Genomic DNA, 22784 nt, shown 5'->3' on the forward strand with positions numbered 1-22784 from the left:
GACCAGCCCAAGGCCCGATTACCCTCAGACGTAAAAACGGCCCGCCGCACCGCTCGATGGCGATGCGACGGGCCGCCTGTCGCGACAGCCGTCGAAACGGGGCGCGATCAGTAGGTGATTTCGACGACGCTGCCGTCGAACGCCGCGCGCAACTCCGCGAGCAGCACGTCGCTCGGCTTCACGCGCCACGCGTCGCCCAGGCGCATTTCGCCTTGCGCCCGCGCATTGCTGTAGTGGATCTGCACCGCGAGCCCGTTCGGCAGCGGCGCCTGCGGACGACGGCCGCCATCGCGCCCGCCGCCGCGTGGCGCCGGCGCTTCGACCGCGGCGGCCGCCGGATCGTCCTTCGACACGTGCGGCTCGAGCACGCGGCGCAACGCGACCGCGTCGGCATTGCCGTTCATCGTCAGCCGCACGGCCTGCGCATAGCGGCTGCGTGCACGTTCGAGATCCATCACGGTATCGGCCGTGAAGCGAAGGCCGCCGGTGAACGCGTCGTTACGCGCCTGCCCCTGCACGATCAGCAGCTCGTCTTCCTTGAACAGCGCCTTGTTGGCCTCGAACTGTTCGTTGAAGATCGTGATCTCGCACTGGCCCGACCCGTCGTCGAGCAACACAATCAGCATCTTGCCGCGCTGGGTCATCTGCGTGCGCAGCGACGCGATGATGCCCGCGACGAGCTTGTCGCGCCCTTCCTTCAGGTCGCCGACCTTCTGTCGCACGAAGCGGCGGACTTCGTCGCGATAGGCGTCGAACAGGTGGCCGGACAGGTAGAAGCCGAGCGCGCCCTTTTCCTCCTGCAGGCGGCGCTTGTCGTCCCACGCGGGTTCGTCGACGAGCGCATGCGCGTGCGGCGACTCGGCGCCCATGTCGAACAGGCCGGCCTGCATCGCGTTCGCCTCGGCCTGGTCGGCCGCTTCCATCGCGAGCGGCACCGACGCGATCAGCTGCGCACGGTTCGCGTTCAGTGAGTCGAACGCGCCGGCGCGGATCAGCGCCTCGACCGTACGGCGGTTGACGACGCGGCGGTCGATGCGTTCGCAGAAGTCGAACAGGTCGGTGAACGCCTTTTCCTCACGCGCGCGCAGGATTTCCTCGATCGCGTTCTGGCCGCTGCCCTTCACGGCGCCGAGGCCGTAACGGATCGTGCGCGAGCGCCTGCCGTCGGCTTCGGCGACCGGCTCGAACCGGTAATGCGACTGGTTGATATCGGGCGGCAGCACGGCGAGGTTGTTCACGACGCAGTCGTCGAACAGGATCTTCACCTTGTCGGTGTCGTCCATCGCGAGCGTCATGTTGGCCGCCATGAATTCGGCCGGATGGTGTGCCTTCAGCCACGCGGTGTAATACGCGAGCAGTGCATACGCGGCCGCGTGCGACTTGTTGAAGCCGTAGCCCGCGAATTTCTCCATCAAGTCGAAGATCTCGTCGGACTTCTCGCGCGTGAGGCCGTTCTTCGCCGCACCTTCGGCGAAGATCTCGCGGTGCTTGGCCATCTCCTCGGGCTTCTTCTTGCCCATCGCACGACGCAGCAAGTCGGCGCCGCCGAGCGAGTAGCCGCCGATGATCTGCGCCATCTGCATCACCTGCTCCTGATAGACCATGATGCCGTAGGTCTCTTTCAGGACGGGTTCGACGCGCGGATCCGGATAGTCGACCTTCTCGCGGCCGTGCTTCCGTGCGCAGAAGCTCGGGATCAGGTCCATCGGGCCCGGACGGTACAACGACACGAGCGCGATGATGTCCTCGAAGCGGTCGGGCTGCGCATCCTTCAGCATGCCCTGCATCCCGCGGCTTTCCAGCTGGAACACCGCGACCGTGTTGGCCTTCTTCAGGATCTGGAACGAGGCCGGATCGTCGAGCGGCACCTGCGCGAGCGACCAGTCGGCCTTCGACGGATCGAGCCGGCGGATGTAGCGCTCGGCCCAGTCGAGGATCGTCAGCGTCGTCAGGCCCAGAAAGTCGAACTTCACGAGGCCGACGGCTTCGACGTCGTCCTTGTCGTACTGGCTGACCACGCCGCCTTCGTCGCCCTGCGTGTACAGCGGACAGAAATCGGTCAGCTTGCCGGGTGCGATCAGCACGCCGCCCGCGTGCATCCCGACGTTACGCGTGAGGCCTTCGACGCGCTGCGCGAGATCGAGCAGCTGATGGACTTCGTCCTCGTGGTCGTAGCGCTCCTGAAGCTGCGGCTCCTCCTTCATCGCGTCGGCGATCGTCACGTGCTTGCCCGGCTTGAACGGGATCAGCTTCGCGATGCCGTCGGTGAACATGTAGCCGAGGTCGAGCACACGGCCGATGTCGCGCACGGCCGCCTTCGCGGCCATCGTGCCGAAGGTGGCGATCTGCGACACGGCGTCCGCGCCGTATTTTTCCTTCACGTACTGGATCACGCGATCGCGGCCGTGCTGGCAGAAGTCGATGTCGAAGTCGGGCATCGACACGCGTTCCGGGTTCAGGAAGCGCTCGAACAGCAGGTTGTAGCGCAGCGGATCGAGGTCGGTGATGCCGAGCGCGTACGCGACCAGCGAACCGGCGCCCGAGCCGCGGCCCGGGCCGACCGGCACGCCGTTGTTCTTCGCCCAGTTGATGAAGTCCGCGACGATCAGGAAGTAGCCGGGGAAGCCCATCTTCGTGATGGTCCCGCACTCGAATTCGAGGCGCTTGTAGTACGTGTCGCGCTGCGCGTCGCGCTCGGCCTCGACCGGATACAGCTGCACGAGACGCGTCTCGAGCCCTTCCTTCGACAGCTGGACCAGGTAGTCGTCGAGCGACATGCCGTCCGGCGTCGGGAACAGCGGCAGCTTCGGCTTGCCGAGCTCGAGCTTCAGGTTGCAGCGCTTCGCGATCTCGACCGTGTTCGCGACCGCCGACGGCAGGTCGGCGAACAGCGCGACCATGTCGTCCTGCGTGCGGAAATACTGGTCGGTCGTGAAACGCTTCTGGCGCCGCGGATTCGCGAGGATGTCGCCTTCCGAGATACACACGCGCGCCTCGTGCGCGGTGAAATCGTCGTCGGTCATGAACTGCGTCGGGTGCGTCGCGACGACCGGCAGCTTCAGCGACGCGGCGAGCGTCGCGGCCTGCTGGATGTACGCCTCGGCGCCCGGCTGGCCGTAACGCTGCAGCTCGATGTAGAAGCCGCCCGGGAACACCTTCGCCCAGCGCTCGGCGTGGCGGCGCGCGGCTTCCTCGTTGCCCGCGGCCAGCGCGAGCCCGATATCGCCCTGCTGCGCGCCCGACAGCGCGAGCAGCCCTTGCGAAAGGTCGCCGTCGAGCCAGCTCGCGTCGAGCTCCGCGCGACCGCGGTACTGGTTCGTGAGCCACGCCTTCGACAGCAGCTCGCAGAGATTCAGGTAGCCGACCTTGTCCTTGACGAGCAGCAGCAGCCGCGACGGCTTGTCGCGATCGTCGGGATTGGCGATCCAGACGTCGCAGCCGGCGATCGGCTTGATGCCCTTGCCGCGGGCTTCCTGGTAGAAACGGACGAGGCCGAATGCGTTGCCGAGATCGGTGAGCGCGAGCGCGCCCTGACCATCCGCGGCCGCCGCCTTGACGATGTCGTCAATGCGCACGATGCCGTCGGCAATCGAGAATTCGGAGTGAACGCGAAGATGGACGAAGCGGGGATCTGACATGGGCGCTATTGTAGCCGCCCCGCCGCGCAGCCTGCCCAAAAAATGCCCGTTCCGGCCGTTCGGCCGATGCACGCGGCGACGCGTCGCGCGGCTGGCCGATCGGCCGGATACCGATGCCCGTGCCGTTTGCGGGATAATACGGTTTTTCGAATCAACGCCCCGGCTTCGCACCCTTTTTTGCGGGCCGCCGTGCGGCCGTTTTCCCGTCGGACCATCATGACCATCGTCAACCTCGCCGCCTACCACTTCGTGTCGCTCGACGCGAACGAGCAATGGCGCCCGCTCGTCACCGCCCGCTGCAACGAACTCGGCCTGCGCGGCACGATCCTGCTCGCGCCGGAAGGCATCAACCTGTTCATCGCCGGCCCGCGCGAAGCCACCGACGCGTTCATCGCCTACCTCCGCCACGATCCGCTGTTCGAAGGCAAGTTCGCGACGCTGCAGTTCAAGGAAAGCCTGTCCGACTCGCAGCCGTTCCGCCGCATGCTCGTGCGCCTGAAGCGCGAGATCATCACGATGAAGAAGCCCGCGATCAAGCCGGAACTCGGCCGCGCGCCGTTCGTCGACGCCCGCACGCTGAAGACGTGGCTCGACCGCGGCCACGATGACACGGGCCGCCCGGTCGTGATGCTCGACACGCGCAACGCGTTCGAGGTCGACGTCGGCACGTTCGACGACGCGCTCGACTACCGGATCGACAAGTTCAGCGAATTCCCGGAAGTGATCGACGCGAACCGCGCCGACCTCGAAGGCAAGACGGTCGTGTCGTTCTGCACGGGCGGCATCCGCTGCGAGAAAGCCGCGATCCACATGAAGGAAATCGGCATCGAGAACGTGTACCAGCTCGAAGGCGGGATCCTGAAGTACTTCGAGGAAGTCGGCGGCGCGCACTACCACGGCGACTGCTTCGTGTTCGACTACCGCACCGCGCTGAACCCGCAACTCCAGCCCACCGAGAACGTCACGTGCTTCGCGTGCCGCGCGGTCGTCACGCCCGAAGCGCAACAATCGCCGAGCTACGTGCCCGGCAAGTCGTGCCCGGCCTGCGCGCAGGCAGCCAGCGCCGCGTAAGCGCGCGACCCGCGTCCCGATGAACGGCTATCGCGGCCGCTTCGCGCCGTCGCCTACCGGCCCGCTGCACTTCGGCTCGCTGGTCGGCGCGCTCGCGAGCTGGCTCGACGCGCGCGCGCATGGCGGCACGTGGCTCGTGCGCATCGAGGATCTCGACGGCCCGCGCACGGTACCCGGCGCGGCCGACGACATCCTCGCGACGCTCGCGCATTTCGGCATGACACCCGACGAACCGCCCGTGTGGCAGAGCACGCGCGATGCGGCCTACACGGCCGCGCTCGAGCAGCTCGTCGCGGCGGGGCGCGTCTATCCGTGCGGCTGCACGCGCAAGGAAATCGCCGATTCGCTGCGCGCCGCGCACGAACGCCACACCACGCTCGCGTATCCGGGCACGTGCCGCACCGGCCTGCACGGCAAGCCCGCGCGCGCGTGGCGGCTGCGCGTGCCCGACGGCGACGACGCGATCGTCACGTTCGACGACCGCTGGCAGCACACGCAATCGCAGAACCTCGCGACCGAAGTCGGCGATTTCGTGCTGAAGCGCGCGGACGGCCAATGGGCCTATCAGCTCGCGGTCGTCGTCGACGATGCCGATGCACGCATCACGCATGTCGTGCGCGGCGCAGACCTGCTCGATTCGACCGCCCGCCAGATCCATCTGCAACGCTGCCTCGGCGTGCCGACGCCCGAGTACCTGCACGTGCCTGTCGTCGTTGATGCCAACGGCGAAAAGCTCAGCAAGCAGACCGGTGCGACCGCGCTCGAACGCGGCGCTCCGCTGCCGGCGCTGCGGGCTGCGGCCGCGCATCTCGGCCTGACCTACGACGGCGACCTGCCGAGCCAGACGACGGACGCGTTCTACGCGGCCGCGACCGCTGCGTGGGCGCGTCGCGTCGGGCTTCGTGCCGGTTGAATCACTGGCAGGAACGCGGCCCGAACCGCCCGCGTTCCTGCGTCCGTCGGCGTCGAACCGGATCGCATGAGTACGTGACGCAAGCTCGGGCGCCACGCCCGCCGACGACACGGCATCGACATCCGCCTGCCCCGCGCGACCGGCCATCGCCCGCCCGCGCACGCCCCTGCCCGATCGCGTCTCCCAATGAAAAACGGGCACATGCTCATCGCATGCACCCGCTTCTGCGGCAGTGCTTTCGCACCGCCTCGACCGCTTGAACCGTCCGGTTACGCCGACGGCTTGCGCGGCATCCCGAACCCGCCGAGCAGCGCCGCAACCTGACGCTTCGGCCCCTTCTTCTCGGGCTGCTGCGCGGGCTGTGCGTCGTCCGCCTGCTTCGCCGGCGCCGACGGCTCGTACGGCTTCAGGAAGAAATCGTCGACCGGCGCTTCGTGGCGACGGGGACGGCCACCACGCTCGGCACCGGCCGAGCGGTGTCCCGACGCGCCGCGATGCTCGTCGCGCTCGCGACGGCCGCCCCGTTCGCCACCGCGTTCGCCGTGGCGATCGCCGCCACGGTCACCACCGCGCTCGCCGCCACGGTCGTCGTGACGTGGGCGTGCCGGCTTGTTGAGCGTGAGCGTCTGCACTTCGAGCGGACGCTTGATCAGCTTCTCGATATCGGCGAGCTGCTTGCGCTCGTTCGGGCTGCACAGCGACAGCGCGTCGCCCGTCGCTCCGGCACGGCCGGTACGGCCGATCCGGTGCACGTAGTCTTCCGCGCTGAACGGCAGGTCGAAGTTGATCACGGCCGGCAGCTCGGCGATGTCGAGGCCGCGCGCGGCCACGTCGGTCGCGACCAGCGCTTCGATCTCGCCGCGCTTGAACGCGTCGAGTGCCTGCATCCGTTCGATCTGCGTCTTGTCGCCGTGAATCGCCGACGCGACCACGCCGTCGCGCTCGAGGTTGCGCGCCAGGCGGCTCGCGCCGATCTTGCTGTTGCAGAACACGATCACCTGCTTCAGGCCGCGATCGCGCAGCAGCTGGACGACGGCCGCCTGCTTGTCGCCTTCGGCGACGTCGTAGACGATCTGCGTGACGTTCGCGTTCGTCGAATTGCTGCGCGCGACCTCGATCGTCTGCGGATTGCGCAGGTAGGTCGATGCGAGCTTCTTGATTTCGCCCGAGAACGTGGCCGAGAACAGCAGCGTCTGACGCTCCTTCGGCAACAGGTTCAGGATGCGCTGCAGATCGGGCAGGAAGCCCATGTCGAGCATCCGGTCGGCCTCGTCGAGCACGAGGATCTGCACCTGACCGAGGTTCGCCGTCTTCTGCTGCACGTGGTCGAGCAGGCGGCCCGGCGTCGCGATCAGGATCTCGACGCCGCGGCGCAGCTCTGCCGACTGCGGGTTCATGTCGACGCCGCCGAACACGACCGCGCTGCGCAGCGGCGTGTGCTTCGCGTACGCGTGCACGTTCGCGGCGACCTGGTCGGCGAGTTCGCGGGTCGGCGTGAGGATCAGCGCACGCACGGGGTGGCGCGCCGGGGACGCGCTCGTGTTGGCCTGCGGCAGCAGGCGCTGGATGATCGGCAGCGAGAAGCTCGCGGTCTTGCCGGTACCCGTTTGCGCGGCGCCCATGACGTCGCGGCCGGCGAGCACGACCGGAATGGCCTGCGCCTGGATCGGCGTCGGCGTCGTATAACCCTGCTCCGCAATGGCTTTCAGGATATCGGCGGCAAGGCCGAATTGATCGAAGGTTGCGTCGACGGGCTTGGCGACAGAATCGGACATGGTGGCGTTTCGCTCAAAAGGCGCGGCGGGGACATCGTGCGTCAGGCCAGCCGGGCCTGCGCTCATCACAATTCGGAAATAGACGGAGCCGCGGCGCGCCGCGCGGCGCCGCTCTGGCGCTTGGGACCGGTTCAATGTGAACGCTGGACGCCAGGCCGTGCGGACTCCGTTCGGCGCGAATGCCGACGGAAAGGGCCGTATTGTAGCACTGCGCGGCCATCTGTCCGTGACAACGCCGCGAACGGCCGCAACGGCGGTTCGCGCGGCGGGCACCGTACAGGCCCGTGCGGGCATTGGACGGCCCGATCGGGCTATCCCGATCGGCCGGCGAGCTATATCGGGGGTCTGATCCTGGATCGTCGTATCCAGACGGCCGCCGCCTGCCCGCGTACCCGGCGGTCGGGCCCGGCAGCCGGTCGATACGACGCGTGCGGACGATCCGCGATCGCACCCGGCGCTCAGCCCTTCTTCTTTTTCTTCTCGACCTGCACGCAGTCGCCCAGCAGCGGCGGCGCCTTTTCGTCGGCGATCTCGTCGCGCAGCGTCGCTTCCTTGCCCTTCGTCCACCACGTATAGCGGCCGGCCTGGTAGCGCGCGCCCGACGCCGATACGGTGTCGACGAACAGCATCTGCTTGCCGTTGACCGGCACGAGCGCGAAGCTCTGGCCGTTGCCCGCGAGCCAGTACGACACGCGCACGGGCTGCTTCTGGTTCGCGCACTGGTAGACGGCCTGCTGGCGCGAATCGGCGTCGATCTCTTCGACGGTCAGTTGCGCGGCGTGCGCGACGGAAACGGCAGTGCCGGCCAGCGCGAGCGCGGCGAGGGTTCGGCGAATCATGCAGGTCCTCTCACGAGACGGGTGGAAACGCGCCCTCGCTGGGCGCGCGCGGTGATTGATGGTTGGCGGGGAATCGAGTCGGTCGTCGCGATCAGGGATCGATGACGTCGGCGCATGCGTCGGTCGGCGCCGCTGCGACGTGGCCGACGAGCGGCACGATCTTGAGCCCGGCCGAAGCCACCCGGCACGGTGCGGCCGCGAGACCGCAACCCGCAAGACTCGCGACTAGCGCCAGCACGACGCCCAGCTTTCCGATATGCAACCACCTCGACGCCATCACCCTCTCCTCGTTCCGTCAGCGGGCCGACACGGGCCGGACGGCCGCGGCGGCGCGCTTCGCGCGTTCGCGGGCTTCGTCGACAGTCGCGCCGGTCGCCAGCGCGACGCCCATGCGCCGCTTCGCAAAACTTTCCGGCTTGCCGAACAGGCGCAGGTCGACGCCCGGCACGGCGAGCGCGTCGCGCACGCCTTCGAACGCGATGCCGCGCTCGTCGAGCCCGCCGTAGATCACGGCCGACGCGGCCGGCGTCCCGAGCGCCGGATCGACCGGCAGCCCGAGAATCGCGCGCGCGTGCAACTCGAATTCCGACTGGCGCTGCGATGCGAGCGTGACGAGGCCCGTATCGTGCGGCCGCGGGCTCACTTCCGAGAACCACACGTCGTCGCCGCGCACGAACAGCTCGACGCCGAACAGCCCGCGCCCGCCGAGCGCCTCGGTCACCTTGTGCGCGATCTCGCGCGACTTCTCGAGCGCCGCGGCGCTCATCGGCTGCGGCTGCCACGATTCGACGTAATCGCCCGCAACCTGCACGTGGCCGACCGACTCGCAGAAATAGGTGCGCGTGTCGAGCGTCGCCGGATCGATCGCGCGTACGGTCAGCTGCGTGATCTCGTAGTCGAAATTGACGAAGCCCTCGACGATCACGCGGCCATGGTTCACCCGCCCGCCCGCCATCGCGTAGTCCCACGCGGCCTTCACGTCGGCGTCGGTCTTCACGACCGACTGGCCCTTGCCCGACGACGACATCACGGGCTTCACGACGCACGGCATGCCGATCTTCGCGACCGCCGCACTGAATGCGTCGAACGAATCCGCGAACGCATACGGCGACGTCGGCAGGCCGAGTTCCTCGGCCGCGAGCCGGCGGATCCCTTCGCGGTTCATCGTGAGCTGCGTCGCACGTGCGGTCGGGATCACCTCGGCAAGACCGGCTGCCTCGATCGCCGCGAGCGCGTCGGTGGCGATCGCCTCGATTTCCGGGACGATCAGGTGCGGACGTTCGGCCTCGACGATCGCGCGCAGTGCAGCGGCGTCCGTCATGTCGATCACGTGCGCGCGATGCGCGACCTGATGGCCCGGTGCGTCCGGATAGCGGTCGACCGCGATGACTTCGACACCGAGACGCTGCAACGCGATGATGACTTCCTTGCCGAGCTCGCCGGCGCCGAGCAGCATGACGCGCGTGGCCGAGGGTGAAAGCGGCGTACCGAGCCGCTGACCGATCTGCATGTGATTTCCCGCTTCTGGTGGAGGACGAAAACGGCTCCGATGTTAACACGCGCGATGACGCCGGTTTTGGCCGTTTCGACGGGCCGGTGCCCGACCGCGCATGGCACGCGGACGGGCTGCGAACGTTTTCATCCGTGAAGTGTCGGCTCGCCTGCCGCGGGGCGGGTGCGTTACTCTTACGCCTTGATCAGAATCCGATGAGGAACGAGGCTCATGTCCCACCTGTCCGCAGCCGCACGCGCACGCACCGGCCTGCTTCGCCCGTTGCGCGCGCCGCTCTGCGCGTTGACGCTTGCCACGCTTCTCGCCGCCTGCGCGATGCCGACCCATCCCGATTCCGCCGCCCCCGCGCCCGACCCGTACAACCCGGCCGCCGTCCAGCTGCTCGACGACACGAGCTGGGAGCTCACCAGCTGGACGAATGCCGACGGCACGCAGCGCGCGATCCCGCACGGCGACAACGGCGAGCCGATCAAGCTCGCGCTGTCGACCGAATCGGGCATCCGGCGCGCGAGCGGGTTCTCGGGCTGCAACCGCTACATGGGCACCTACGCGATCAAGAACGGCCTGCTGAGCTTCGGGCCGCTTGCCGGCACGCGGATGGCCTGCCCGAATTCGCTCGGCGGCCAGCTCGAGCACGCGTACCTCGACGCGCTCGCGCACGTCGACAAGACCGGCGTGCAGATGCGCGAGCCGCAGCAATTGCAGATCGTGACCAGCGCCGGCGCAACGCTCATTTTCACGCACCGGAGCCCCTGATGCATCACGCACGCGAAGGCCGGCCGACCGCCTTCGCGTCGCGTGTCGCGCGCGTGTGCCGAACGCACATGCCGCACGGCGTGAAACGCATTCACGCCGCCCGAGAATCTTGTTCGCCGGCCGGTTAAACTCGGCGGGTCGCGCCTCGCGCGCCCCGCCCCACTCCTGTTTCAAAGCATGCACACGGTTGTCTTCGGCTGGTTCGGCATCTCCGCCGTCTGGTTCCTTCTCCTCTTCTGGCGTCTCGTGCAGGCGATGCTGCCCGGCGGCGGCGGCCTTGCCGGCCGCGGCTCGATCCGCCTGTGGCTCGGCTTCGCCGCGGTATTCGTCGCAAGCTGCACGCTGACGAGCCCGCTGTCGGGCCCCGACACGAACGCGCTCGGCCATGCGTTCTCCGCAGGCTTCGCCCATCTGCTCGGCCCGATCGGCACGCCGGTCGCGATGGTCGTCCTGTTCTTCGCCGGGTTGCCCTGGCTGACCGGCATCGGCTGGCGGCAGTTCGCCGCGTGGGTCGACACGTCGTTCGGCGTCAAGCTGTCGCGCGACGGCGGCGACGACGACGCGCGCGGGATCGCCGACCTGCCGCGCAGCGCGCTGCATCGCGACGACGACATCGTGCAGCCGACCACCGCGCATACCGTCAACTCGATGGCGCCGCGCCAGAACGGCCGGTATTCGCGCCCGACGCTGTGGAAACCCGACCCGCAGGCGCGGCCGAAGCCGCGCAGCAAGACGCCGCCGCGCCCGCATACCGAACCCGTCGCGCCGTCTGGCTGGCTGAAGCCGACCGCGCCGCAGCGCACGCCGGTGGCGCCCCCCGCGCCGATCGCGGCCAGCGCGATGCCGCCGCCCACGACCGGCAGCACCGCGAGCCTCGCGCGCGCTGCCGCAAACTCGCAAGTGCCGCGCCCCGATCCGGCCCCGCTTCCAGTCGGTTTCGAACCGGTCCGGCCGCGGCCGACTGCCGCACGGCCGGCCACCGCTGCGCTGAAGCAGACGCCGCCGCGTACAGCAGTCGCGCCGCGCCCGGCCGGCACGCCGCCGCAGCGCCCGCCGATACGTCAGGTCACGGGAACGGCCGCGGCCGGCGTGTCGCAAGACGCGGCACGCCGCCGCCCGGTGCCGCCCGCGCCGGCGCGGGCGCCGCTCTATGCGTGGACGGAAAAGCCCGCCGCGCCGATCACGCCGGCGCCGAGCGTTCACGACACGCTGCGTTCGATCGAGGCCAGCACCGCGCAATGGGCGACGCTGGGTGGCGCGCAGTCGGCCGATGCAACGCCGGCAATGACGGCCGCCGCGGCCGTGGCCGGGGTGGCCGCGACAGCAGGCAGCGTTGCCGCGCCGGCAGCGGCAGCGGCAGCGGCAGCCGTGTCGAACGCATTCGTCTCCGCAACGCACGGCCTCGCAGCCCATGACGCCGGCGTTCCGGTCGAACACGATGCCGCGCCCGCATTCGACGACGGCGCGCCGATCGTGCTCGATGCGTTCATGCCGGCGGAGCCCGGCATCCCCGCGACGATTGCCGATTGGGGTGTCCCCACGTTCGACGACACCGCACCGCACGCGCTGTCGCATGCCGGCACCGGCAGCGACGATGCCGCGTTGTCGCATCAAGCCGGCGACGCCATCCGTCACGTCGACGATGCGCCCGCCGCACCCGCACACGGGATCGCGCCGGCGCCGTCGTTCGATGCCGCCGTCGATCTCGCGCCGTGGGAAGACCTCGGCAGCCCGTCGGTTTCCGCGTTCGACGCATCGGCCGGGCACCCGCTTGCGGAATCGCCGGCAGACGCGACGAAATCCGAGCCCGCCCCCGCCGCCTTCGCGCAACAGGCGGACGAAGCGGCGGTCGACGAGATCCCCGCACGCAATCCGGCAGCGTTCGCCGATACCGACGCCCCGGCAATCGATCGGCCTGCATCGGCCTACGCGCCGCCGAGTGCCGATGGCGCGCACGCCGACGTAAAACCCGCCGGTGGCATCGCTCCGTTTGCGGCCCTCCCCTCTTCGTCGATCGCCGTCACACCGGCGCGCGCCGTATCCGGGACGACGCCGGTTGCGGCGACGTCGGCATTGCCCACGTCGAGCCCCGCACCTGAAGCCGCCAAGCTGGCCGCGACGGAGCGCACGGCACCGCTGTCGGCCAGCGCCGAAGGCAGCACGCCCGCCACGCACTGGACGCCGTCGGTTTCGCCGACGGCGCAACCGGCAACGGCCCCTGCGCCCGCTTTCGCAGAACTGCCGACATCACCGGCGGTTCAACCGTTTACCGCGGCACCGGCCGCGTCGGCCGCTGCTGCGTCGCCGTTCGTCGGCACGGCCTACGGCTCGACTGCACCGGCACCTGCCTCCGCTTCGAGTGTCGCGCCTGCCACCGCCGCAACGTTACCGGCCAGCGTGACCGGCACGGCATCGACTTCGCCGTCGCAACCGGCCGTATCGCCGTCGACCATTGCATCCGTCGCGTCGGCGGCACCGGTCGGCGTCACGGGCATGACTTACGGTTCGCTCTCCCGCGCCTCGACGCCCGAGATAACCACGGCACCCGCCGCGACACCGTCGACGACCGGCGCGCCGGGTTCGACCGCACAAGCACCCGCAGCACCGGCGCCCGTGAATGTCATGTCCGTCCCGCCTTCGGCGCAACCTTCCGCGCCGACACCGACGCTCCCGGCCAGCACGGCAATCTCGTCGACCGGCGCGGCATTTGGCGTATCGAGCGCATCCGGCGCGATCGCACCGCAGCCGGCAACCAGCCTGCCCGTGCCGCCCGCCGCCGCGATCGGATCGCCGGCCTCCGTCGGCGCAACGGCCGCGGCGCAGGCGCCGTCGAGCGTTTTCACACCAGCCGTAGCCGCCACCACGACGTTCACGGCGCCGCCCGCCCCTGCCGCACCGTCGGCAAGCTGGTCCGTGTCGAACGATGTGTCCGCGGCGCCGCAACCGGCAGCCGCCATTCCCGGCACGAGCCTGTCGATGCCGGCAGCGGTCGCTACCCCGCCGGCATTCCCGGCAGCCCCGCTGGTCGGCACGACTGCCGCAACGGCACCCGAGCCGGCCGCAGCCGACACCGCGGCCCCCGACACCCCCGTGCGCCAGCCGCGCCCGAACGCGTTCGAATTCCACGCGCCCGCGTCGTTCAGCGTCGAACTGCCGACGCTCGACCTGCTCGAGCCCGCGTCCGACGACGTCGAAACCATCACCGAGGAACACCTCGCGCAAACCGCCCAGGTGATCGAACAGCGGCTGCAGGAATTCAAGGTGCCGGTGACGGTCGTCGGCGCATCGGCCGGCCCCGTGATCACGCGCTTCGAGATCGAACCCGCGCTCGGCGTGCGCGGCAGCCAGATCGTCGGGCTGATGAAGGACCTGTCGCGCGGCCTCGGCCTCACGTCGGTCCGCGTCGTCGAGACGATTCCCGGCAAGACCTGCATGGGCCTCGAACTGCCGAACGCGAAGCGCCAGATGATCCGCCTGTCGGAAATCCTCGCATCGCGCGAATACCAGCATTCGCAGTCGCAACTGACGATCGCGATGGGCAAGGACATCACGGGCCACCCGATCGTCACCGATCTCGCGAAGGCGCCGCACATGCTCGTCGCCGGCACGACGGGCTCGGGCAAGTCGGTCGCGATCAACGCGATGATCCTGTCGCTGCTGTACAAGGCGACGCCGGAAGACGTGCGGCTCATCATGATCGACCCGAAGATGCTGGAGCTGTCGGTCTACGAAGGCATCCCGCACCTGCTCGCGCCCGTCGTCACCGACATGAAGCTCGCGGCGAACGCGCTGAACTGGTGCGTCGGCGAAATGGAGAAGCGCTACCGGCTGATGTCGGCCGTCGGCGTGCGCAACCTCGCGGGCTTCAACCAGAAGATCCGCGACGCGGAAGCGAAGGAAAAGAAGATCGGCAACCCGTTCTCGCTGACGCCCGAGGATCCCGAGCCGCTGTCGAAGCTGCCGCTGATCGTCGTCGTGATCGACGAGCTGGCCGACCTGATGATGGTCGCCGGCAAGAAGATCGAGGAGCTGATCGCCCGCCTCGCGCAAAAGGCGCGCGCAGCCGGCATCCACCTGATCCTCGCGACGCAGCGTCCGTCCGTCGACGTGATCACGGGCCTGATCAAGGCGAACATCCCGACGCGCGTCGCGTTCCAGGTGTCGTCGAAGATCGACTCGCGCACGATCCTCGACCAGATGGGCGCCGAATCGCTGCTCGGGATGGGCGACATGCTGTTCCTGCCGCCGGGCACCGGCTATCCGCAGCGCGTGCACGGCGCGTTCGTCGCCGACGAGGAAGTGCACCGGATCGTCGAGTATCTGAAGCAGTTCGGCGAGCCGCAGTACGAGGAAGGCATCCTCGACGGCCCGGCCGCCGACGGCGCGACGCAGGACCTGTTCGGCGAAGCGCCGGACGCGGAAGCCGATCCGCTGTACGACGAAGCCGTCGCGTTCGTCGTGCGCACGCGGCGCGCGTCGATCTCGTCGGTGCAGCGGCAGTTGCGCATCGGCTACAACCGCGCGGCACGCCTGGTCGAGCAGATGGAAGCGGCGGGGCTCGTGTCGGCGATGGGCATCAACGGCAGCCGCGAGGTGCTCGTGCCTGCCGCAGCCGACTGAGCAAGGCGGCCTGACGGCCGCTGTCGATCGATACGGGTGCACCGGGAAACCGGCGCCCCGAAAAAAGAGGGCGCTGCATCGGCAGCGCCCTCTTTCCATTTACGGCTTGAGCACTTACTGCACCGGCACCAGCTTGAAGTCGACCGGCTTGCCGACCGCGACCTTCTGCGGATTCGCGCCGAGCTGCCCCGTTTCGACATCGCGGCTGAACACGTAGAACGTGTCGCTGTCCTGGTTGCCGACGATCAGCCACTTGCCGGTCGGATCGATCAGGAACTCGCGCGGCGTCTTGCCGAGGCTCGACTGGCGGCCGACGTGCTTCAGCCGGCCGTCGGCCTTGTTCACCGCGTAGATCACGAGGTCGTTCGCGTCGCCGCGGTTGGTCGCGTACAGGAAGCGGCCGTCCGGCGACAGGTGGATCGCGCCGCCGCCGACCTTGTCCTTGAAGCCCGGCGCCGTCATCGCCACCGTCTCGACCGGCGTCAGCTTGCCGTCGTGATAGCCGAACACCTCGACCGACGCGTTGAGTTCGCTCGTCACGTACGCGAACCGGCCGTCGGCGCCGAACACCATGTGACGCGGGCCCGAACCGGCCTTCACCGGCGTGTAGCGCGTGTCGGTCGGGCTGATCAGCCCGCGGCTGCCGTCCACCGTGTAGTGGTAGCCGTAGATCTTGTCCGCGCCGAGATCCTGCACGAACAGGTAGCGGCCGTCCGGCGAAAACACCGTCGAGTGCACGTGCGCGCCGTCCTGGCGGCCCTTAACGGGCCCGGTGCCTTCGTGGTGGACGGTCAGCGCGGCCTGCCCGACCGCGCCGTCGTCGCGCAGCGGAAACACGGCGAAGCTGCCGCCCGGATCCTTCGCGACCGAGTAGTTGGCCGTCACGAGGTACTTGCCGTCCGGCGACAGCGCGAGATAGCAAGGATCGTTCCCTTCCGACGACACGCGGTCGATGAAGCTCAGCGCGCCCGTCTTCGCGTCGAAGCGGAACGCGCTGACGCCGCCGCGCTGCGACGCCGGCCCGTCGTCGCCGGGCAGTTCGTTGACCGCGTAGACGGTGCGACCGTCGCGGCTCGGCAACAGATACGACGGGTTCACGGTCTTCGCCGACGAGACGGGCGCGACGCTGCCGTTTTTAGTATCGAAGCGGTAAACATAAATGCCGTCGCTGCCGCCGCCCGTGTAGGTGCCGACCAGCAGGTTGTAGACGCCGTCGGCCGGTGCGGGCGATTGCTGTGCGAATGCATGGGTCGCGGACAAAGAGAGCACGATCGCGAAACCTTTCATCCAGTGAGCGAACCTAAGCGGGAACCCTCGTGCCGAAGCGCGTGCGTCACGCTCGCGTAAACGGTTGGGCATTGAATCCTCCTTGCATCGAGTCGCTTCAAGTGTTGAGATAGGACGAAACGCCGGCCGTTCATGCGCTCCGCCGCCCGGCCGAGTATACGGGGCGCGACGCTTGGGCGTGAAGCCCGGCCGCCGCCGTCCGCATTGTGAATACGAATATCCAAGGATCGCCTGCCCATGCCCGCCCTGATCGAAGACTACGCCCTCGTCGGCGACGGCCATACGGCCGCGCTGATCTCGAAAGACGGCTCCGTCGACTGGCTGTGCTGGCCCCGCTTCGATTCGGGCGCCTGCTTCGCGGCGCTTCTCGGCACGCCCGAGCACGGCCGCTGGCTGCTCGCGCCGGCTGCCGACGCCGCGATCACGCACACCACGCGCCGCTATCGCGGCGACACGCTGATTCTCGAAACCGATTACGAAAGCGCCGACGGCGCGGTCACCGTGATCGACTTCATGCCGCCCGGCAACGGCTGGTCCGAACTCGTGCGGATCGTCGTCGGCCGCCACGGCACGATGAAGATGCGCATGGAACTCGTGTTGCGCTTCGACTACGGCTTCTCGGTCCCGTGGGTCACGCAACTGACCCGCGAGGACGGCATGAAGGCGATCGCGGGCCCCGACACCGTCGTGCTGCGCACGCCGGTGCCGCTCACCGGCAAGAATCTCCATACGCTCGCGGAATTCACGGTCAGCGCCGACGAGCGTGTGCCGTTCTCGCTCAGCTACGCGGCGTCGCACATGCGGCTGCCGCCCGCGCGCGATCCGCTGTCGATGCTCGCGCGCACCGAGAACTACTGGCTCGAATGGTCGGGCCGCTGCCAGGTGCAGGGCCGCTACGCGGCGGCCGTGCGTCGTTCGCTGATCACGCTGAAGGCGCTCGCGTACGAGCCGACCGGCGGCATCGTCGCGGCGCCGACCACGTCGCTGCCCGAGAAGATCGGCGGCAGCCGCAACTGGGACTACCGCTTCTGCTGGCTGCGCGACGCGACGATCACGCTGCTCGCGCTGATGCGCGGCGGCTACTACGACGAAGCGCGCGCATGGCGCACGTGGCTCGGCCGCGTGATGGCCGGTTCGCCCGAGCAGATCCAGATCATGTACGGGATCGCCGGCGAGCGCCGGCTGCCGGAAATGGAGCTCGACTGGCTGCCCGGCTATCAGGATTCGAAGCCGGTTCGCGTCGGCAACGGCGCCGCGAACCAGCTCCAGCTCGACGTGTTCGGCGAGGTGATGGCCGCGCTGCACCTCGCGCGCGTGGGCGGCCTGCAGGCCGACGACACGGTCTGGTCCGTGCAGTGCGCGCTGCTCGATCATCTCGAGAAGATCTGGCGGGAACCCGACGAAGGGATCTGGGAAACGCGCGGCGGCCGTCTCCATTTCACGTTCTCGAAGGTGATGGCGTGGGTCGCGTTCGACCGTGCGATCAAGTCGGCGGAAATGTTCCGGCTGCCCGGTTCGCTCGACCGCTGGCGCGCGCTGCGCGAGCAGATCCATGCCGACGTCTGCGCCAACGCATGGCACGAAGGCAAGCAGGCGTTCGCGCAGAGCTACGGCAGCGACGAGCTCGACGCGAGCGTGCTGCTGATGCCGCTGCTCGGCTTCCTGCCGCCGGAGGACCCGCGGATCGTCGGCACGGTCGAGGCGATCGAGCGCGAATTGCTGCACGACGGGCTCGTGATGCGCTACCGCACGACCGAGTACGACGATGGCCTGCCGCCCGGCGAAGGCACGTTTCTCGCGTGCAGCTTCTGGCTGGTCGACAACTACGCGCTGCTCGGCCGGATCGACGACGCGCACCGGCTGTTCAGCCGGCTGCTCTCGCTGTCGAACGACCTCGGGCTGCTCGCGGAGGAGTACGACCCGGTCGCCGGACGGCTCGTCGGCAACTTCCCGCAGGCGTTCTCGCACGTGGCGCTCGTGCATACCGCGATGAACCTGATGCACCACGAAGACGCGATGGCGCGCGCGGCCGGCCAGCCCGCGCCGGCCGTGGCGACGGGGCGTTGACGGCCGGCTGGACGGGGGCGCGGGCGGCTTGGTCAGAGATCGTCAAATCGCAAAAGTTTGATGAAAAATTGGGGAAATGTTGCATTGCACCACCCATCGTTGTCCGATATGATCGACGCGATTGTCCGGCCGCAGTGCACCATGGCCGGCCGCTGACCCCCACGGCACGCCGCGACGCCCCACGCCGCCCTTGCGCACCGTCCCCCACGCGGGAGTAGTCTGCATGCTTTACCAATTGCACGAATTCCAGCGGGCCATGCTGAGCCCGCTCACGGCCTGGGCCCAGGCCGCGTCCAAATCGTTCGCCAACCCGTCCAGCCCGTTCTCGCTGATGCCCGGCGCAACACGGATGGCCGCCGCCTACGAACTGATGTACCGGCTCGGCAAGGATTACGAGAAACCTGAATTCAACCTTCACCAGATCGTCAAGGACGGCCACAACATCCCGATCGTCGAGCAGACGATCATCGAGAAGCCGTTCTGCCGGCTGCTGCGTTTCAAGCGCTACTCGGACGATGCCGATGCGGTCACGCAACTGAAGGACGAGCCGGTCGTGCTGGTCTGCGCGCCGCTGTCGGGCCACCACTCGACGCTGCTGCGCGACACGGTGCGCACGCTGCTGCAGGATCACAAGGTCTACATCACCGACTGGATCGACGCGCGGATGGTGCCGGTCGAGACGGGCCCGTTCCACCTGCACGACTACATCGCGTACATCCAGGAATTCATCCGTCACATCGGCGCGCGCAACCTGCACGTGATCTCGGTATGCCAGCCGACGGTGCCGGTGCTCGCGGCAATCTCGCTGATGGCGAGCCGCGGCGAGGATACGCCGCTCACGATGACGATGATGGGCGGCCCGATCGACGCGCGCCGCAGCCCGACGTCGGTGAACTCGCTCGCGACGCAGCACTCGACCGCGTGGTTCGAGAACAACGTGATCCACACGGTGCCCGCGAACTATCCGGGCGAAGGCCGCCAGGTCTATCCGGGCTTCCTGCAGCACACGGGCTTCGTCGCGATGAACCCGGAACGGCATGCGCAGTCGCACTGGGATTTCTACCAGAGCCTGCTGCGCGGCGACGAGGAAGACGCCGAAGCGCACCGCCAGTTCTACGACGAGTACAACGCGGTGCTCGACATGGCCGCCGAGTATTACCTCGAGACGATCCGCGTCGTATTCCAGGAGTTCCGGCTCGCGGAAGGCACGTGGGACGTCGAAGGCGAGCGCGTGCGGCCGCAGGACATCAAGCACACCGCACTGATGACGATCGAGGGCGAACTCGACGACATCTCGGGCAGCGGCCAGACGCACGTCGCGCACGAGCTGTGCACGGGCATCCCGCAAGACGATCGCCGCAGCCTGACCGCCGAGAAATGCGGCCACTACGGGATCTTCTCGGGCCGACGCTGGCGCACGATCATCTATCCGCAGCTGCGCGACTTCATCCGCGAGCATGCGCCGGAGCCGAAGCACGGCGCGACGAAGTTGCCCGTCGATGCCCAGGATGCGACCGCGATCGGCGTCGTGCCGGCCGCCAAGCCGGAGCCGGAAACGGCGGTACGCGCCACCGCCACGAAACGCACGCGCGCAAAGGCGCCGGCCGTGACGGTCGCGCCCGCCAGGACGCCCGCCGCAAAGGCCGCGCCCGCCGCGAAACGCGCGGCAGGCAGCCCGCGCGCCAAGACCGTGCGGGCCCGCAAGGCTGCCTGACGCGTCGCGTTCCGACGCAAAAACGCCGCCGTTGCCTGGCGCAACGGCGGCGTTTTTTTATCCGGCTGCGGCCGTGAGCGGGCGGTTCATCGGCTCGTTCGTTCGCCGCGTCAGCGCCGCAGCAGATACGCGAGCAGCACCTCGGTGTTCATCCGGACCATCTCCGCGCGCTCGTCGGTGTCGGTGAAGTCGCGGCCGAGCGTCGCGGCGAGCGTGAAGCGGTTCGACACGATGTAGTAGCCGAGCCCCGACAGCGTCACGTAGAAGCGCAGCGGATCGATGTCGCTGCGGAACAGCCCGGCCTTCTGGCCGCGCATCAGCACGTTGCCGAGCTTCGCGACGATCGGCGACATCATCTCGCGGATCCGCGTCGACTTGTGCAGGTAGCGCGCCTCGTGCAGGTTCTCGTTGTTGATGAGCCTGAGCAGCTCCGGATGGTCGCGGTAGTAGTCCCAAACGAAATGCGCGAGCCGCGTGACCGCTTCGACCGGCGCGACGCCGTCGAGATCGAGCACGCGCTCGGCCTCGGTCAGCGCGGAGAACGCGTGTTCGAGCACCGCCGTAAACAGCTGCTCCTTGCTGCCGAAGTAGTAATAGAGCATGCGCTCGTTGGTTTCGGCCCGGCGCGCAATCTGGTCGACGCGTGCGCCGAACAGCCCTCCACTCGCGAACTCTTCGGCTGCCGCCATCAGGATTCGGCGGCGCGTACCTTCAGGATCTCTTTTGATTTTTGGCTGATTCATGGTGGCGCTTTGCTATGTGAGCCGCTTGATCCGGACCGACACCCCCACCGCGTTGGCGCCGGCCGCCCTGGAACGGGCGCGCCGCGTGCGGCCGCCCTCCTGCTGAGCCCCTGCAAAAAAGCGGTTCGATTATGCGCACAGACGGCGTCCAGCGCAATGCGGGAAATCGGCGATAATCGAGCTTTGGCAAACCTTTCCGGCTGCGCCCGACGCGGCCGAGAGCCATTCGGCGCCGCTGCGCCCGTTGTCACCGTGACCGACTCCAAAACACTCGCGGATCGCATCGAAGATCTGCTTCCCCAGACGCAATGCACGAAGTGCGGCTATAACGGCTGCCGTCCGTACGCCGAAGCGATCGCCGCCGGCGACGCGAACTACAACCAGTGCCCGCCCGGCGGCGCCGAAGGCATCGCGCGCCTCGCGGGCCTGCTCGGCAAGCCGGTGATTCCGCTGAATCCCGTCAACGGCAGCGAGCATCCGCGCGCGGTCGCCTTCATCGACGAAAGCCTGTGCATCGGCTGCACGCTGTGCATGCAGGCGTGCCCGGTCGACGCGATCGTCGGCGCGCCGAAGCAAATGCACACGATCATCGAAGCGCAGTGCACCGGCTGCGATCTGTGCGTGCCGCCCTGCCCGGTCGACTGCATCGCGATGCTGCCGGTGACCGGCGAGCGCACCGGCTGGGATGCCTGGTCGCAGGTGCAGGCCGATTCCGCGCGCGAACGCCACGACCTGCGGCTCGCGCGCCAGCGCCGCGAGCGTGAAGCCGCCGAAGCGCGCGCCGCCGCACGCCGCGCGGCCAGTGCCGCGAAGCCGGCCGCGGAACAGCCTGCGGCGCAGCCGGACGCCCCCGCAGCCGCACTGGCCGCCGACGACGCCGACGCCGACGCGAAGAAACGCGCGATCATCGCCGCCGCGCTCGAGCGTGCGCGCAAGAAGAAGGAAGAACTGTCCGGGCAAGGCGCCGGGCCGAAGAACACCGAAGGCGTGAGCGCGGCCGTCCAGGCGCAGATCGACGCGGCCGAGGCACGCCGCAAGCGGCTCGCCGAACAGCAGGCGCAGCGCGACGCCGACGCCGCGGCTGCAGGCGGCAACGATCAAGAGAACGACGCACGCAACGACGACCCAGGCAGCCCCTCCGCGCCGCCCGACAAGAACGCTCCATGAACGCCAGCAAACGACGCGCGATCTACGAAACGCTGCAGAGCCTCAATCCGCATCCGACCACCGAACTCGAATACTCGACGCCGTTCGAGTTGCTGATCGCCGTGATGCTGTCCGCGCAGGCGACCGACGTGTCGGTCAACAAGGCGATGCGGAAGATGTTCCCGGTCGCGAACACCCCGCGACAAATCGTCGCGCTTGGCGAGGAAGGCGTCACCGAGTACATCAAGACGATCGGCCTCTATCGCACCAAGGCGAAGAACGTGGTCGCGGCGTGCCGGATCCTGCTCGAGCGCTACGACGGCGAGGTGCCGGCCGATCGCGAAGCGCTGGAAGGCTTGCCGGGCGTCGGCCGCAAGACCGCGAACGTCGTGCTGAACACCGCGTTCGGCCAGCCGACGATCGCGGTCGACACGCATATCTTCCGCGTCGCGAACCGCACGGGGCTCGCGCCGGGCAAGGACGTGCGGGCCGTCGAGGCCGCACTCGAGAAGTTCACGCCGAAGGAATTCCTGCAGGACGCGCATCACTGGCTGATCCTGCACGGGCGCTATGTGTGCAAGGCGCGCAAGCCCGAGTGCTGGCACTGCGCGATCGAGCCGCTGTGCGAATTCCGGCCGAAGACGCCGCCGCCCAACGAGTAAGCATCCGGCGCGACGGACCCGCGCCGCACCGAACCGCGCC

The 22784-nt window shown here is 68.6% G+C and carries 15 protein-coding genes; 8 read left to right on the top strand and 7 right to left on the bottom strand.

Translation table 11 applies throughout. From position 1 onward, the window contains the following. Positions 1–107: 107 nt before the first annotated feature. Entirely contained in the window at positions 108–3638 is a 3531-nt protein-coding gene (gene dnaE, locus AC5LXX_RS12050) for a DNA polymerase III subunit alpha (RefSeq protein WP_493409597.1), read from the bottom strand. A 216-nt stretch (positions 3639–3854) separates the two neighbouring features. Between dnaE and AC5LXX_RS12055 the strand changes: the two genes are divergently transcribed. Together AC5LXX_RS12055 and gluQRS are read left to right on the top strand one after the other, a co-directional pair. After that, positions 3855–4709 (top strand): sulfurtransferase, encoded by an 855-nt coding sequence (locus tag AC5LXX_RS12055; protein ID WP_124452966.1) that lies wholly within the window; start codon positions 3855–3857, stop codon positions 4707–4709. A gap of 19 nt (positions 4710–4728) precedes the next feature. Next, entirely contained in the window at positions 4729–5622 is an 894-nt protein-coding gene (gluQRS, locus tag AC5LXX_RS12060; RefSeq protein WP_493409598.1) for a tRNA glutamyl-Q(34) synthetase GluQRS, read from the top strand. 269 nt (positions 5623–5891) lie between these two features. Here the strand turns inward: gluQRS and AC5LXX_RS12065 are convergent, their stop codons facing one another. The 4 genes from AC5LXX_RS12065 to purT all read right to left on the bottom strand — a co-directional run bounded on the left by AC5LXX_RS12065 (position 5892) and on the right by purT (position 9746). Continuing rightward, positions 5892–7397: a DEAD/DEAH box helicase gene (locus tag AC5LXX_RS12065; RefSeq protein WP_493409599.1), complete on the bottom strand. Its 1506-nt coding sequence runs from the start codon at positions 7395–7397 to the stop codon at positions 5892–5894. Positions 7398–7855: 458 nt separating this feature from the next. Further along, on the bottom strand, positions 7856–8236 hold the full coding sequence (locus AC5LXX_RS12070; protein WP_493409600.1) for an MliC family protein: 381 nt from the start codon (positions 8234–8236) through the stop codon (positions 7856–7858). Between the two features lie 91 nt (positions 8237–8327). Then, positions 8328–8513 carry a DUF6726 family protein gene (locus AC5LXX_RS12075; RefSeq protein ID WP_493409601.1) on the bottom strand — a complete coding sequence of 62 codons (186 nt, stop codon included), beginning with the start codon at positions 8511–8513 and terminating at the stop codon, positions 8328–8330. Between the two features lie 18 nt (positions 8514–8531). Further along, positions 8532–9746 (bottom strand): formate-dependent phosphoribosylglycinamide formyltransferase, encoded by a 1215-nt coding sequence (gene purT / locus AC5LXX_RS12080; RefSeq protein ID WP_493409602.1) that lies wholly within the window; start codon positions 9744–9746, stop codon positions 8532–8534. A gap of 213 nt (positions 9747–9959) precedes the next feature. On the opposite strand from purT, the gene AC5LXX_RS12085 reads away from it, so the two are divergent. Further along, entirely contained in the window at positions 9960–10505 is a 546-nt protein-coding gene (locus AC5LXX_RS12085) for an META domain-containing protein (RefSeq protein ID WP_493401257.1), read from the top strand. 177 nt (positions 10506–10682) lie between these two features. Beyond that, positions 10683–15125, top strand: a complete 4443-nt coding sequence (locus tag AC5LXX_RS12090; protein ID WP_493409603.1) for an FtsK/SpoIIIE family DNA translocase — start codon at positions 10683–10685, stop codon at positions 15123–15125. A gap of 114 nt (positions 15126–15239) precedes the next feature. Here AC5LXX_RS12090 and AC5LXX_RS12095 read toward each other — a convergent pair whose 3' ends face one another. Next, the gene (locus AC5LXX_RS12095) at positions 15240–16484 is read right to left on the bottom strand and encodes a lactonase family protein (protein WP_493409604.1); all 1245 of its coding nucleotides are present in this window, start codon (positions 16482–16484) and stop codon (positions 15240–15242) included. A 165-nt stretch (positions 16485–16649) separates the two neighbouring features. Between AC5LXX_RS12095 and AC5LXX_RS12100 the strand changes: the two genes are divergently transcribed. Continuing rightward, complete coding sequence (locus AC5LXX_RS12100; protein WP_493409605.1) at positions 16650–18479, top strand: glycoside hydrolase family 15 protein; 1830 nt, start codon at positions 16650–16652, stop codon at positions 18477–18479. A 223-nt stretch (positions 18480–18702) separates the two neighbouring features. Next, the gene (locus tag AC5LXX_RS12105) at positions 18703–20193 is read left to right on the top strand and encodes a polyhydroxyalkanoate depolymerase (protein WP_493409606.1); all 1491 of its coding nucleotides are present in this window, start codon (positions 18703–18705) and stop codon (positions 20191–20193) included. A gap of 110 nt (positions 20194–20303) precedes the next feature. Here the strand turns inward: AC5LXX_RS12105 and AC5LXX_RS12110 are convergent, their stop codons facing one another. Next, positions 20304–20936, bottom strand: a complete 633-nt coding sequence (locus tag AC5LXX_RS12110; RefSeq protein ID WP_069747402.1) for a TetR/AcrR family transcriptional regulator — start codon at positions 20934–20936, stop codon at positions 20304–20306. 156 nt (positions 20937–21092) lie between these two features. Here AC5LXX_RS12110 and rsxB point away from each other — a divergent pair, with 156 nt between their 5' ends. Both rsxB and nth read left to right on the top strand, forming a co-directional pair. Next, positions 21093–22103, top strand: a complete 1011-nt coding sequence (gene rsxB / locus AC5LXX_RS12115; RefSeq protein ID WP_493409607.1) for an electron transport complex subunit RsxB — start codon at positions 21093–21095, stop codon at positions 22101–22103. Next, complete coding sequence (gene nth, locus AC5LXX_RS12120) at positions 22100–22744, top strand: endonuclease III (RefSeq protein ID WP_124452943.1); 645 nt, start codon at positions 22100–22102, stop codon at positions 22742–22744. The genes rsxB and nth overlap by 4 nt, the downstream gene beginning before the upstream one ends. The last annotated feature ends 40 nt before the right edge of the window (positions 22745–22784 follow it).

Source organism: Burkholderia torrens (genome assembly GCF_984668525.1).

Excerpts from the sequence above, each read along its gene's own strand:
- AC5LXX_RS12090 (WP_493409603.1), top strand. The coding sequence starts at position 10,683 with ATGCACACGGTTGTCTTCGGCTGGTTCGGCATCTCCGCCGTCTGGTTC.
- AC5LXX_RS12075 (WP_493409601.1), bottom strand. The coding sequence starts at position 8,513 with ATGGCGTCGAGGTGGTTGCATATCGGAAAGCTGGGCGTCGTGCTGGCG.
- AC5LXX_RS12095 (WP_493409604.1), bottom strand. The coding sequence starts at position 16,484 with ATGCCCAACCGTTTACGCGAGCGTGACGCACGCGCTTCGGCACGAGGG.
- AC5LXX_RS12070 (WP_493409600.1), bottom strand. The coding sequence starts at position 8,236 with ATGATTCGCCGAACCCTCGCCGCGCTCGCGCTGGCCGGCACTGCCGTT.
- AC5LXX_RS12100 (WP_493409605.1), top strand. The coding sequence starts at position 16,650 with ATGCCCGCCCTGATCGAAGACTACGCCCTCGTCGGCGACGGCCATACG.
- gluQRS (WP_493409598.1), top strand. The coding sequence starts at position 4,729 with ATGAACGGCTATCGCGGCCGCTTCGCGCCGTCGCCTACCGGCCCGCTG.
- AC5LXX_RS12065 (WP_493409599.1), bottom strand. The coding sequence starts at position 7,397 with ATGTCCGATTCTGTCGCCAAGCCCGTCGACGCAACCTTCGATCAATTC.
- dnaE (WP_493409597.1), bottom strand. The coding sequence starts at position 3,638 with ATGTCAGATCCCCGCTTCGTCCATCTTCGCGTTCACTCCGAATTCTCG.
- AC5LXX_RS12110 (WP_069747402.1), bottom strand. The coding sequence starts at position 20,936 with ATGAATCAGCCAAAAATCAAAAGAGATCCTGAAGGTACGCGCCGCCGA.
- AC5LXX_RS12055 (WP_124452966.1), top strand. The coding sequence starts at position 3,855 with ATGACCATCGTCAACCTCGCCGCCTACCACTTCGTGTCGCTCGACGCG.
- purT (WP_493409602.1), bottom strand. The coding sequence starts at position 9,746 with ATGCAGATCGGTCAGCGGCTCGGTACGCCGCTTTCACCCTCGGCCACG.
- AC5LXX_RS12085 (WP_493401257.1), top strand. The coding sequence starts at position 9,960 with ATGTCCCACCTGTCCGCAGCCGCACGCGCACGCACCGGCCTGCTTCGC.
- AC5LXX_RS12105 (WP_493409606.1), top strand. The coding sequence starts at position 18,703 with ATGCTTTACCAATTGCACGAATTCCAGCGGGCCATGCTGAGCCCGCTC.
- nth (WP_124452943.1), top strand. The coding sequence starts at position 22,100 with ATGAACGCCAGCAAACGACGCGCGATCTACGAAACGCTGCAGAGCCTC.
- rsxB (WP_493409607.1), top strand. The coding sequence starts at position 21,093 with ATGCGGGAAATCGGCGATAATCGAGCTTTGGCAAACCTTTCCGGCTGC.